Source organism: Dysgonomonas sp. 37-18 (assembly GCF_001899125.1).
Taxonomy (GTDB): Bacteria; Bacteroidota; Bacteroidia; order Bacteroidales; family Dysgonomonadaceae; genus Dysgonomonas.
In genome coordinates this window covers 22,838-37,041 of sequence record NZ_MKVC01000006.1, presented here as the reverse complement: position 1 = coordinate 37,041, position 14,204 = coordinate 22,838, and the positions used below count along the sequence as shown (strand labels likewise).

Below are 14,204 nucleotides of genomic sequence, written 5' to 3'. Positions count from 1 at the left end.
TAAATTCTTGTCATGACGAAAAAGAAGAAAACAGCAGGCAAAATATCTATAAAGGATTATATAAAGGCTGTAAAAAAAGCAGACCGGGAAGATGAATTATCTCAATCGCCGGGGTGGCGACGTACAACAAATGTGCATAAGAGCAAAAAGGTATACAACAGAAAAAGAGAAAAAAGAGATATATCCAAAGAATAAGATTTAACTTTGTACCTTTAATTTGAATACAATAACAAACAATATAATGAAAACTTATACCAATGTAAAAGACTTGGGCGACCTAAATGTTGCAATAAAGGAAGCTCTGGAAATAAAGAAAAATCGTTTTGCTTATAAGAAGCTTGGAGAAAACAAGACCTTGCTAATGGTGTTCTTCAACTCAAGCTTACGCACCCGCCTAAGCACACAAAAAGCCGGAATGAATCTGGGTATGAACACGATGGTACTTGACATCAACCAAGGAGCGTGGAAACTGGAAACAGAACGAGGAGTGATTATGGATGGAGATAAGTCTGAACATATATTAGAGGCAATTCCTGTTATGGGAAGCTATTGTGATATCATTGGTGTGCGTGCTTTTGCGCAGTTCGAAAATAAAGAAGATGATTATCAAGAGAAGATTCTCAATCAGTTTATAAAATATTCGGGAAAACCTGTCTTCAGTATGGAAGCTGCTACAGGTCATCCACTACAAGCATTTGCCGACCTAATTACAATCGAGGAATATAAGAAAACAGCTCGTCCGAAGGTCGTTTTAACATGGGCTCCACACCCAAAAGCATTGCCACAGGCAGTACCTAACTCTTTCGCCGATTTTATGAATGAGGCGGATGTTGATTTTGTTATCACTCACCCTGAAGGCTATGAGTTGGACTCTAAATTTGTGCGTGGTGCTAAGGTTGAATACGATCAGGATAAGGCGCTGGCCGGAGCTGACTTTGTATATGCTAAAAACTGGGCTGCGTATACCGATCCGAATTATGGAAAGATACTAAGCAAAGATATGTCGTGGACAGTAACCAGTGAGAAAATGGCACTTACTAACAATGCTTATTTTATGCATTGTCTGCCTGTACGCCGCAATATGATTGTAAGTGACGATGTTATAGAAAGCCCTCAGTCAATTGTTATTCAAGAGGCGGCGAACCGTGAGATATCAGCACAAACCGTTATAAAAAGAATGCTTGAGAGCTTGTAATAGAATAAATTTATTATAAGAAAAATATAAGGAAGTGTTTTCAATTAAATGAATAACACTTCCTTATATTTTTAACACGTGTAAATCAGTAATGATGAATCACATTACCTTCGTTTATCTGAATATTTTTCTTTTGAAAATACTCGGAAGGAATCATTCCTGTTAGTTGTCTGAAATTACGTAAAGCGGTGCTACGCGAACGAAATCCGACAAAAAAGAAAGCTTCTTGATAATTAACATATTGTCCTGATTCTATTTGTTGCAAGAAATCCTCAATGCGCAGCTTATTAATATAGTGTGTATAGCTTTCATAGCCATTTTCGCGCATAACTTGCGCCAGAGTTGTACGGTTAGTAAAAAGTTCTGAGGCTAACATATTGAGAGACAAATAAGGATCTCGCCATGCATATTTTTTCTTCATATATGCATCTAATCTATCAATCAAGATCGTATTTTTTTGCTCAGGACATGAGGATGACTGCGCATCTTCTACCGTAGCGTCTTCAGACTGTATATTTTTTTCTTCAGCATTTTTCTCAAGAACTGATTTTCCGATGAGACGATCGAACAGCTCCATGTAAACAATATAGAGGCTACACCCGACACTAATATAATAGTACGAAATATTCATTATAGGGTGATTAAATATCAAGATGAGAACATATGCCAGAATATTTATAAAAAGTGTAATAGAATACTTCTTCAACCAAATATAATCGGTGTTATTGTAGCGTCTTGTACGATGAACAAAAAAGACAAACAACCCGGGGAGAAATATCAATAACGCAAGTAAAAGGCGAAACCAAACCTCAAATCGATGAGCATCGGGCAACATCTCCAGAAGCATATTATATGGAGTATAGTGCATACCTGTGCGGGAGGTAATAAGATAAACACCCAGCAAAAACAGCCAAAGAGAATATAGCTTTATTATCCGCCAAAAATTTAAACAGCCGGGAGCAATAACCTCTATAGGATACATAATATAAGATACAACCATAAAGTTTGCCACCAACAATAATTTTGCAGAAACCACAAAATCGGGAACTACCCCGTTGCAAAGCGCAATAAAACGTGGAATATAATTAAAAACAGAGAAAAAGACTATGACCGCAAGAATTACACGAGAACGTTCTCCGGTCTTACGGCGAAGAACTAATAATAGTGAGGCAAGCAAACATACAAGCGCACCAGCAAAGACTGTAGCTATATATAGATATTGCATTATGGGTAATAATTAAATGTAATAAGATAAGGATATGAATGAAGTCGCATTCATTTAACTTGTTTTTCACTTTTGAGCCAGATCTTCTTTTTACTCTAATTGTAAAAAAGAAATCTTAATAATGTAAGCAAATTTGAAATATTACAGGTCTGGTAATTTAAATAGTCTCGTCTTCAAAATACTTTTTGGACCTTTCTTCTGCAAAAGTAAGTTTTAATTTTAACTTTTTAGGCCAACAAAGCTAATAATTATAGGATATTGAAAGAGAAATTTCGTTAAAAACACAAAATATGTTATCAGGAATATCTTCAACTGTAATTTTCACAAAATAGCTTCCTGTAGGGAATATAGATTTAATATTATCTAAAGACAGAGCTCATTAAGGAATTTTAATATTGCAAATCAGCAAAACTAAACTATAAAATTTGTAAATATAAGACAGCAGTTTTGTAAATATGAAACATCGCAAGTTTTGATATTGCATAGATTTGCATATCCAATTGTGTGTTGCTACTCCGTGTCAATAGCATATATTCAGTATAACAGCAATACGTAAATTAGAGAGAATCAATATTAGAAAACACCCGAATGAATTAAACTGCTTAAAAAAATTTATCACTAATACTTATTATACGATGAAAAAAATTTATTATTTACTTTTACTTATTGCTGCAACCTTTCCCTTTAGTTTGGTTTCATGCAATAATACTGACGAAGAGATTACCTCAAATCCATTTGACAGTATCAGCAACGGGAATATCAACGGACGAAACAAGATTGTCGTTATTAGCGACTTGCATCTAGGAAATGATTTGTCTTACTCAGAAAATGTGAAACACCTCAAACGTTTAGAAGAATTCTTAACTGAAGTAAGGTCGTCAACGACTATCAAAGAACTTGTTCTTAATGGCGATATACTGGACGAATGGTATATTCCTACACGTGTAAATCCTTATGGTGGTGGTTCGCAGGCCGACTTTATAAGAAAGTCTGTAGCAGCAAATAAGAATGTTTTTGATATTTTGAACGGAATAATTAAAGATGGTAAGATAAAACTCACCTATATTCCGGGTAATCACGACATGGGATTCACGGCAGAGAATATCGATATTGCAATGCCGGGAGTGAACCAAGCTCGTGATGCAGGTGCTAAATATGGAATCGGGACTTATCATCCCGAAGGTTATCCTCAGATAGCGATAGAGCACAGCCATCGGTACGATTTCTTTAATGCGATAACTCCAAATGCAAATGAGAGCGAAGCTCCGGGAGCAACTTTACCTCCGGGTTATTTCTTTGCTCGTATTGCAGCCAACTCGTTTACCGATCCCACTACTCCGGAAGCAGCAACCAAAGTTCCTGCAGTAGTACAAAATAACCCAGGTAATGCCGAACAAGAAAGTAAATTCATTTATTATAACCTGTGGAAGGAAGTAATGGAAGGGCTTATTTATGTGAAGGACAATTTCAGTGACCCTATTATCACAACAAATGTAGGGAACTACACAAAGACTTATTCGATAAACGACATTCTGCCATATAACAGCACAACTGATGGAAGTATCCAAATGAAGTTATACAATAACTTGTTTACACAAAGCAATTGGAATCGTCGATTAAAATACAACAATGCTATTGTTATGACAGATATCAACGAAGCAATAGTAGGTAGTCTGAGAACAGAATTTATCGACAATCAGGCAGATGTACAGTATTTTAGGAATGCTCTATCTAACGTTCGTATTGTCATCTTTGGACACACTCATATCCCGATGATAAAATCCTATACTAATCTCGACAAGCAACCTTGTATATATGCAAACTCGGGAACATGGGAAGACCAAAAGACCCGAGACAAAAACGAAGTGATTGACCAAGATGCGAAAAAGATGAACTTTATAGTGATTGCTCCTGTGAAATCTGACAAAACAAAAATAGAAGTGGGATTGTACCAATATCGTTATGGAAAGCATGTCTTAAATGAGAAAAAAGAAATAGATTTATAATATCCTCGATCTTAAAGTTCTATTGTCCCGATGGCAATTTCTCTCAAAAGAAAAATGTCATCGGGACTGATATTTAATTCTTTGTAATAAATAAAGAATAGAAAACCGGCATAAAAAATTAGGGTTAAAAAATATATAATTAATCAAAAAAGAAGTATCTTTTCGGTAAAAATAAAATAGGGTGATAAGAAGTAAAATCTAATAATATGCATTATGTACAATTCAATTAGAAAGATACTTACCTATGTCAGCTTACAAAAGCAGACAGAAGATTTTGAAGAAATACACAATTCCATAACACAAGGAATTTCTTTTAAGGGAACCAACATCTGGATATTAGTTTGTGCTATTATTATAGCATCAGTGGGGCTTAACACCAATTCAACGGCAGTAATAATAGGTGCCATGCTTATTTCTCCATTGATGGGACCGATTAACGGAATGGGCTATAGTATCGCTATTCACGACTTTGGCCTGCTTCGCCAATCTTTAAAAAACTTTGGATTTGCAGTATTAGCGAGTATCATAGCTTCAACTATATATTTTACGATTACACCTGTTCATACAGCCCACTCCGAATTGCTAGCTCGTACCAGCCCGACTATTTACGATGTGCTGATTGCTCTATTTGGGGGATTTGCAGGTATAATCGCAATCAGCAGTAAGCAAAAAGGAAATGTCATACCCGGCGTAGCTATTGCAACAGCCTTAATGCCTCCTCTGTGCACAGCAGGATATGGTTTGGCAACTTTTCAGTTCTCTTTCTTCTACGGAGCGTTTTATTTATTTACCATCAATACAGTCTGTATTGCTTATGCTTCGGTTTTGATTTCTCAAATGCTGAAATTTCCAATCAGAGATATCAATATAAGTGAAACTAAAAAGAAGCGTATCAATCAAGCATTATCTATCATTCTAATCATAATCATATTACCTAGCATCTATTTAGGCTATCGCATGTCTCAGAATGAGAAATTCAGGGCAAATGCAGAAAAATATACACGTTACGTTGGAATATATAAAGGAAATTACCTGCTCAACAATGAGATTAGTGCCAATAAAAAAGAAATTAATTTAGTATATGGCGGATCATCATTGACGGAAGATGATAAAAAAGCGATTATTGATCAGGCTAATTTATTCTCTTTAATTGATGCTAAAATAACAATTGAGCAAGGACTGGCTATAGACAATGACATGGCTAAAGATCGCTTGAAAGCACAATCGGAAGAAGAAAGGTTAAGACAACAAATAGCCCTTCTTAATTTGGAAGTCACAGGTTATAGACAGAAAATAGATAGTGTACAAAGTCAATATTTCATAGGAAAGCAATTATTATCTGAATTGGCTCCTCTATATCCCCAGATACAGAGTTGTTCATATTCTGATGCATATATCTATCAACAAAGCGATACTTTATCTCGCGAAAAAACAGGTATATTTATGATTACATCGAAGAACACCCTTTCGAAAAATGAACAGGAAAAGATAAAGAATTGGCTAATGAAAAGATTAAATAAAAAAGAGGTCAAGGTGTATTTTGACATAGGGAGATAAAAAGTTAAAAGTAAAAGTTTAATATGTATTTGATGTATATAATCAATAACGCATGCACACAATATTTTTAGTAAGAAAAACAACAGCTATATGCGAAAAGCATAGAGCAATAACCGAAGCAGCAGGAGATAATTATAACTTATTTCGAGTTATAGGACTAACCTCAGATGAAGTAAGAGTTCATTCAGCTTTTTTAGCAAATCTTCTTAATCCTGAGGCTAACCATGGCAAAAAAAATATTTTCTTGAATCTTTTCATTCAAGAATTTAATATTATAGACTTTGATTGTGATTCGGCAAAAGTAACAATTGAAAAATATATTGGAGATAAAACCGAGATTGATGGGGGAAGAATAGATATTGATATAGTTGATAAAAATGGATATCACATTATTATTGAAAACAAAATATATGCAAAAGACCAAGATAATCAACTCATAAGATATTCTCGCTATGGCAATAGTAGGTGTCGTATGCACAGACTATTCTACCTAACGTTAAATGGAGACATACCGGATGTAGATGTTAGTTGTAAAAATAAAAAGCATTCTATAACGCTGACGGAAGGCAAGGATTATCACTTGTTATCTTACAATAGTGATATTATTCGTTGGCTTGAATTATGTAGAGAAAAGTCTGCGACCAAACCCCTTTTGAGAGAGAGTATTTCTCATTATATAAATCTGATAAAATACCTAACCAATCAAAGTATAAATGAAAATATGAATCAAGAAATAATAAAAGAGTTCCTCCGACCAGAAAATATAAGCAACCTAGCAAATCTCAAAGAGTGTTTGTTACTTACCCAAGTAGAGTTGCAAACCCAATTTTGGTCTCACCTAATAGATCAATTAAAAGCAAATGGGTTTGATGTAATTGAAAATATCTATAACAAACAAAATATTGAAGACTATTATATGAAATCTCAAAACAACAAATATTATGGGATTGAGATTCAATTCATGTCAAGAGATACCACCTCTTTTAGATATGGTATACGCATCGATCATCACATCTATGGAGGCTTTACTATTAGAGAAGGAGAAAATGGAGAAAACCGAGTTAATAATAAATCTGAATATAAAGAATATATTGGAATTGTAAAAAACATTGATGCCAATTATCAAAATTCGGAATGGTGGTTGGGATGGAAAACTCTTACCCCTCGCCTAAATTTTAAGAATATTGATTGAAGAAACATGTTCAAATTTGGCGAAATTAAATGAAACTATAAATTCAATGATTAATTGTATTCAAGAGGAAATTAATATATTTAAGACAAAGATAAAATACTAAAGACCATGAAGCATTAAAACGATCTTTTGACAATAAAAAAAGACAGCTACATAATTGTAACTGTCTTTTTAACGTGGTGCCACCAGGAATCGAACCGGGGACACAAGGATTTTCAGTCCTTTGCTCTATCCTGCATTAAAAGCTCGGCAAGCCTTCGCTTTCAATGCTCCAACTGAGCTATGCACCACCGTTTTGCGTGTTATTCAATCTCTTATTTCGAATATTATTCTATCTTTCATTATACTCGGTTTACACACTGGTTTACACAAATTACTTGATTAGTACTAATTTTAATTATTTCTAAACTAAAACGGTAAACAATATTTCATACTTACCGTTAATTCGTTTCATTGTATTTCATAAGATACAATTTCTGTCTTTAACACCTGCTTCCATACAGGTAAGCCTGCTTTCATTTGCTCTAGCATAAACCTTTCTTCTTCTGTAAAAAGTGAGTCATTCTGACTAGCATCTTTAATTGCTTGACCGATAATATTAAAAGCCAGATTATTGTAATAATTACCATCCTTCTTATATTTTCCAAAAGTACTCTTATTAAACTCGCCTGTAGACTTCAGGTGAGCAAATTCAGGGTCATTAAAAGAATAAGCCCCATTTGCATTAACTTTTAAACCTCCTTTGTTTATAAGACGAATAATATCTGAGACTCTTTTCATTATCTCATTTTGGTCTTTATCATCAGCACCTGTATTTAGAAAATATAAATCTTTATTTCTTGCAACATTTGATGAGATTTCGTTTGCACTAATCTCACCTATACCCTCATAATACAATGTTGCTCCTTTTGTTTTTTTATTTTCTATATTTATCTCATATTCGACTAAATATAAACTTGTTTCTGTACTATATAGCTCAAACATCCTTTTTTTTCCATTCAGAGTACAATGTACATTAAAACCATTTTCGATTTCTTCGGATTTTGTATAAATGTATGATACCTCTCTAAATACTATTCTATTTGTTATATCATTTAAAATAAAATCTCCGTATAATTTAGTCTTATAAACATATTCTTTCGCTTCAAGATTAGAAATAAAAAGTAAACAAAGACAGGTAAACAATATTTTCTTCATAATAGTTAATAATTAAAATAAACTGTACCGCCTGTAAGATTTACGTAATACGAGAACTCACTTTCCTTATCATTAATTGAACCCGCTATTAAGGGTTGAATATCCTTCCAATATTTATCTTCTCTTATTCCAACAACTGATATAATATCAGCTCTTCCAAGACCTTCTTTCACAGTGATTTTTAAACCAATCCTATACCATTTCTTTGCATACGAATCATATTGATATCCTGTCACTTGTGTTGTCTGTGGAGAACGTTGTTGATTTCGACTAGGTAAGGTCATACTAGGTGTTGTTTGTGGCGTATAAGTTGCCCATTGAGCTGATACACCAACACTAATCAGCATAAATAAACCAATGAATAATTTTTTCATAATAGTATTATATAAATTATGTCTTTCCGTTCTCCTCAAAAGACGATTAAATAAAAAAGCATGAGAACGATTGCCAAATACCTGATTTGAAGGGTCTCGACTCCCTGCCATTCAAGATAAATAGACAACCGCCTCATGCCATTATCTTATATAATACCAAATAGGTTTATACATTCCAAATGACATGAAAGCGAGTTGCTATTATTCCCTGATGGCTAAAAATTGTCGAGATTTTCAAATCAAGAATAATGCTTTTATGCTTTCACTAATAAGTCCCTCCAATATCGACACTTCGATAAATAGGAGTTGTGACAAAGTTAGATAAAAGCATTTCAGTTACAAATAGTTGAATTGAGAATTTTTGAAATAGAAGTATTTTATTTTTATTCTGCTTTATGAATCAAATTATTTGATATAAAGTCAAACAAAGAAGTTACATATTGATTTTTAATAAATCGGTTTTCAATCAAATAGACTTTTTCTTGGGACTCCGATTGTTTTTTACAGTGGCGTTGTACGTTTTTAAAGCATTCTTTTTCTCCTCGCATACCGCAGGGGTCTTTTTGGGTACTAAAATGGCTCTTATGTATATAAAGTCACTTTTTATTAGAGGTGAGGGGATTTATGGAAGAGATAGTTAATAATTGTGTACTCATTTGTTAAAATGGTTTCAAAAACTTCATTATTTTTGTATAAAACATATGATTATATGAATAGAATTATTCTTATCGGAAATGGATTTGATTTAGCTCATAACTTACCAACGAGCTATAAATCATTTATATGTAATTTCTGGGAAGACTTTTTAGTTAAAGTTGAAAAGTCTAGTGGTAATAAGTTTGATAATGAGTACATTACTTTTGAAACAGATATGTATAATTTGGCACATATTACCTCTGGGATGCCTTATCTTAGTTCTGAATATTCAATTAGTAAATTAGAAGAACAAATAAACCGTTTTAGAAGTAGTATGGGTAGAGGAGCTAAAGTAAATCTCGTCTTTAAAAATAAGTTTTTAGAAACGATATCAAGGCTCTCTAGCGCTAAAAATTGGGTTGATATAGAAAATGAGTATTATCGTGAATTAATAGCACTAAATTCTGATATTCGAATTAGTATTAATGATTATAATATAAGAACTCTAAATGAGGAGTTTTTAATTATTGAAAAGCTTTTAGAAAAATATTTAACGGAAATAGAGAAAAATTTGATAACTAAGCTCTCTATTAATGATGTTATTCTAAAAAAGATAATTGCTCCCCTTAAGTTTAATGATATATCTTATTCTTCTGCAAATTTATTTATAGAAGAAATAATAGATAAATCTAAGTTCATAAAGTTACCTTTCTCTCATAATGATTCTTTCTTTGATATATATAGAGAAAAATATAAGTTTCTAGATTTTAACTATAATGATATTCTCAACTTTACAGGTAGAATTTGGGCTGAAGATTCGGAATATGACAACGTAATGAAAGAAATTGAATATAATAGTATTCCTCATTTTTTTACAGTACCAGAAGATATACTTTTTCTAAACTTCAATTATACCCATACTATTGATAAATATATAGATAACAAAGACTTTTATAAGACAATAAATATTCATGGAGAATTAAACAATAAAACAAACCCCATAATCTTCGGATATGGAGATGAATTGGAACATAGTTATAAAAGTATAGAGAATATAAATGAGAATGACTATTTAAAGAATGTAAAATCAATTCGTTATCTTGAAACTGACAACTATAGGAGGCTTTTGAATTTTATTGAATCAGCGCCATTCCAGATATTTATTATGGGGCATTCTTGTGGTAACTCTGATAGGACACTATTAAATACTTTATTTGAACATAAAAATTGTATATCTATAAAGCCGTTTTATCATCAAAGAAATGAAATGGAAGATAATTATAGTGATATCGTGAGAAATATATCTCGAAATTTTACAGATAAAGCATTAATGAGAGATAGAGTTGTTAATAAAATGTATTGTGAACCTTTAGTTTAAGCTAATATATTATATTTATATAGTAAATGGAAAAAGTATTAATTATTGGAAATGGATTTGATTTAGATTTAGGACTAAAAACTAGTTATTATGATTTCATGCAAAGTCCTTTTTTTAAGAATTTAGATAAATCTTCTGATTTGATGAAGCATATTCTTTTTAAAGAAAGTATATCTAAATGGATTGACCTTGAAACTGAAATTAAAAACATAATATCTAGTAAAAAAGGTTTTTTTAGTAGAGGAGATAATGCGAAAAATCCTCCTTTTGACAATGTATTTAAAGCGAATAAAGATTCTTATTTCCAACTGACTGATGCACTAATGGACTATTTAAAAAGTCTGGATTATAAAAACCTAAATAAAGAATCAATAGCATATATACTACTCAAATCAGTCATCGAAAATGATTATTTTGAAATATTTTCATTTAACTATACTGATTTAAATGACATTAATAGTAGCCTAAATATAAATAATTGTACGTATAATCATGTACATGGCTCTATTGAAAATTCAGATATAATTCTAGGATTTGAAGATGAAGTTGATGTTATAGATGAATATTGCTTTATGATTAAGTCCCATAGCCCATACTATCGTTCAAGCAATATACGACAGTCTTTATATAAAGCAGAAGAAATAGTGTTTTTTGGACATTCTTTAGGCATTACAGATTATCATTATTTTTCTGATTTTTTTTCTGAACAATCTGGGAACAATGGTACACCTAAGAAGAAAAAAACAATTCGAATTTTTACCTATGACGAAAATTCCAGACAGAACATTCTGGTACAATTAAGGAACATGAATAAATGGAAGACTAATCAACTTTATGATTTGAACGATTTTAGAATTTATTGTACAAGCAAATTGGAGAATAAAAAATATATAGAGGAATATTGTGGCAAGCTTGTAAATGATTCAAAAAAGAATCATTTTACTCGCATGGAATCCATTATTATCTGAATAATAAAGCCACCAACAAATCAATGTCAGTGGCTCTTGCTTCTTTGGACAAGAATAAATTTCAATTATACATAAAATAAAAATTTGTCCCTTCTGTTTAATAATCGGTTTCAGTAAATAGAATTTTCATTGGAAACACACATCTTAATATCAAAAAATAGACTTCTCCTTTTTTATTCTTATTGACTATTCCCTCTATAAGAGAGATAAATAATATTTTTGAGAAATTTGAGAATCCTAATTTTTAAGTAAGAATCAATCCTGTCTTGTCGATACTCTCAGTTTAAAATTCATTCGTAGAATTTCAAAACCGTTTTTATCTTTTCCCTCTTTATCTTTGACTTTGCAAGGTTTGGTATCATACCAATCAGAATTTTTAAGTTGTTCTGCTGTGGCATTTTTCTTGTAGCCTGCTTTATTATATATATCTTGTAATTTAGCTTTTATATAGTCTTTAGTATAGCGGTTACCAACAGAAAAGGTGAGAGGTAAAAGTTTTAAAACTTTCATTTCAGCATCTTTATTATCTTTTAAGATTAGTAGCTTCTTTATTTCATCCATTTTATAATCAGTAGAATTTATTTCTTCTTTGGTTAACATCTGGTAGGCTTTGTATAAAGTCGGCTGTGTATTTATCAGTTTATCAAGAGCTTGGTCTGCGAAAGTAATAAATTGATTTTTGCGGTTTTCGGGGTCTAAGGTTTCAAAATCGGATAATATTTCTTTAACAGATTTCTTGGTTTTACGTTGTATTGTCTTTTCCAATGTTTGTTTGTGCTCCAATACATCTGTTTGAAATCCTGAGTTTTCCCAAGCTTGCTGTATGTAGTCAATATGATTAAATTCCTCATTACAGGCAGATTCATTAATAAACTGGTCTGTTTTCTGATAACATAATTTCGCATATCCTATTTCTTTATCTAATGTTGTGTATCTTTTTACAAATTCGGTTTTGTCTTTGTTGGGTTCTCTGTTATTCGTTTTACAAGCATCGAGATAGCGGTTATATTCTTCCATATCCCAATTTGCATCAAATAGATATTCGTCTTTAAATTCTTCCAATGTTTTAAATGTTAGTCTGTTTCTGTGATTAGTTATGTGATAGATTGCAAAAGGCTTTGTTTCAGGGTGGTTCTCCTTGATTCTTTGTCTGCCAACTGCTTGAACTCCTTTATTAGAGATACCAACCTTTGTATGTGGTTTATTTACATCTGTTACTAAAATGATAGTAGGGTTAATATCTTCTAGATTCCAACCCTCAAAATGACTTGTAGTATAGAAATTCACTTTTTTATATTCTCCTTTTATCGGTTGTGGTTTGAAAAATTGATATACTTTTTCCAGATTCTCTTCTTTATCGGCACAGTGTACATTACAGTCCTTAAGTTCTGCTAGTTCAATAGCTTCTGCAATTTCGGTTACTGAATTATAAAATATATGCAGATTTCCTTTTGTTTTCATTTCCCCTGTCAGAAATGCATTTACACAAGCTCTTATGCTTCTTGTATTTATAATAGTAATCTTATCTATAGGTTCATCAAACTTGATCCTGTAATAGCTGAATTCTTCCATTCGAGGGTCTGAAAAGTAATAAGGGGTAGCTGATATAATAATTTTGTTTTTAAAATTGAATAGAAGTTCAAAAGCATCAACCATGCTTTCCCTAAAATATTCAGTTATAACAGAATGTGCTTCGTCAAGAATTAGGTAAAAATCTGAATATAATTTATTTATTATTTCTATGTTTTCGGCTGCTTCTATTATCTTATATAAGCTGTCAGGGGTGACAATTATCTTTTTAAATGGTATATCTTTTTGTAAATATTCTTCTATATCTGTTATTTTTACTCCGCCTTTTATAGCAAACAAGTTTGGATATTCTAATTCTCCGTATTCATTTGTTGAGTTGATTTTATCTGTAATAATACTTTTAATAGGCACAATAAGAATAGAATTCCGATCTGTTTTTAATTCTAAATGTGTTCCGCCAATTCCGCAGCGTCCTTTGTGTATAAAAGAATTATTTGGCAATATTTTAAAAGCTTTATCTATGTAATCTGTTAGTTTTAGTGTGATTGGTTCTTCATTTGATTTTTGACTTTGCATATTAATTAAATAAATAGATTAAAGAATTTAATCTGGCTGTGTTTCTCAATATCACATTGAGAGCATCTGAAAAATAGGAAGACAAAGGCAAAATAATAGACAGACTTTTTATAGCCTGTCTGTTATCAATATGCTGCGTCTAAAAATCTGAATCTAGGGGAAATTATTAATGGAAAAGTAGATAAGATAAGATTATAAATACTTTGAGATATATAGATTTCCCTCTTATTTGATATACAAATTTACTGAATTTCAGGGGGAAAACATAGTGAAATAGCGGCACCTTAAAATATTAGGACAATTTGCATTTTTCTAGTTAATAAGAATGTTGTTCTGTCCTTAACCATGAAAAGTTTTAGATAAGATTTAA

At 31.8% G+C, this 14,204-nt stretch carries 11 protein-coding genes and 1 tRNA gene; 7 read left to right on the top strand and 5 right to left on the bottom strand.

Translation table 11 applies throughout. The features are described 5' to 3' along the window. Window positions 1-12: 12 nt before the first annotated feature. Entirely contained in the window at window positions 13-195 is a 183-nt protein-coding gene (locus BGO84_RS02165; protein ID WP_291027256.1) for a hypothetical protein, read from the top strand. Between the two features lie 46 nt (window positions 196-241). Continuing rightward, on the top strand, window positions 242-1,195 hold the full coding sequence (locus BGO84_RS02160) for an N-acetylornithine carbamoyltransferase (RefSeq protein ID WP_283687206.1): 954 nt from the start codon (window positions 242-244) through the stop codon (window positions 1,193-1,195). A gap of 85 nt (window positions 1,196-1,280) precedes the next feature. Here the strand turns inward: BGO84_RS02160 and BGO84_RS02155 are convergent, their stop codons facing one another. Further along, window positions 1,281-2,420, bottom strand: a complete 1,140-nt coding sequence (locus BGO84_RS02155) for an AraC family transcriptional regulator (protein WP_291027254.1) — start codon at window positions 2,418-2,420, stop codon at window positions 1,281-1,283. A gap of 635 nt (window positions 2,421-3,055) precedes the next feature. On the opposite strand from BGO84_RS02155, the gene BGO84_RS02150 reads away from it, so the two are divergent. From BGO84_RS02150 to BGO84_RS02140, 3 genes are all read left to right on the top strand, one after another. Continuing rightward, window positions 3,056-4,426 (top strand): metallophosphoesterase, encoded by a 1,371-nt coding sequence (locus BGO84_RS02150; RefSeq protein ID WP_291027253.1) that lies wholly within the window; start codon window positions 3,056-3,058, stop codon window positions 4,424-4,426. Between the two features lie 213 nt (window positions 4,427-4,639). Next, window positions 4,640-5,983: a TIGR00341 family protein gene (locus tag BGO84_RS02145; protein WP_291027252.1), complete on the top strand. Its 1,344-nt coding sequence runs from the start codon at window positions 4,640-4,642 to the stop codon at window positions 5,981-5,983. A gap of 52 nt (window positions 5,984-6,035) precedes the next feature. Then, window positions 6,036-7,175 (top strand): PD-(D/E)XK nuclease family protein, encoded by a 1,140-nt coding sequence (locus BGO84_RS02140; protein WP_291027251.1) that lies wholly within the window; start codon window positions 6,036-6,038, stop codon window positions 7,173-7,175. A 177-nt stretch (window positions 7,176-7,352) separates the two neighbouring features. Here the strand turns inward: BGO84_RS02140 and BGO84_RS02135 are convergent. The 3 genes from BGO84_RS02135 to BGO84_RS02125 form a co-directional block, all read right to left on the bottom strand. Continuing rightward, window positions 7,353-7,464, bottom strand: a tRNA-Phe gene (locus BGO84_RS02135). 161 nt (window positions 7,465-7,625) lie between these two features. Then, window positions 7,626-8,372, bottom strand: coding sequence for a hypothetical protein (locus tag BGO84_RS02130; protein WP_291027249.1), 747 nt, complete (start codon window positions 8,370-8,372; stop codon window positions 7,626-7,628). 5 nt (window positions 8,373-8,377) lie between these two features. Further along, window positions 8,378-8,746 carry a hypothetical protein gene (locus tag BGO84_RS02125; RefSeq protein WP_291027247.1) on the bottom strand — a complete coding sequence of 123 codons (369 nt, stop codon included), beginning with the start codon at window positions 8,744-8,746 and terminating at the stop codon, window positions 8,378-8,380. 709 nt (window positions 8,747-9,455) lie between these two features. Here BGO84_RS02125 and BGO84_RS02120 point away from each other — a divergent pair. Further along, window positions 9,456-10,760, top strand: a complete 1,305-nt coding sequence (locus BGO84_RS02120; protein ID WP_291027245.1) for an AbiH family protein — start codon at window positions 9,456-9,458, stop codon at window positions 10,758-10,760. A 26-nt stretch (window positions 10,761-10,786) separates the two neighbouring features. After that, window positions 10,787-11,728, top strand: coding sequence for an AbiH family protein (locus BGO84_RS02115; protein ID WP_291027243.1), 942 nt, complete (start codon window positions 10,787-10,789; stop codon window positions 11,726-11,728). 255 nt (window positions 11,729-11,983) lie between these two features. Here the strand turns inward: BGO84_RS02115 and BGO84_RS02110 are convergent, their stop codons facing one another. Beyond that, window positions 11,984-13,834 carry a DEAD/DEAH box helicase gene (locus BGO84_RS02110; RefSeq protein WP_291027241.1) on the bottom strand — a complete coding sequence of 617 codons (1,851 nt, stop codon included), beginning with the start codon at window positions 13,832-13,834 and terminating at the stop codon, window positions 11,984-11,986. Window positions 13,835-14,204: the final 370 nt, after the last annotated feature.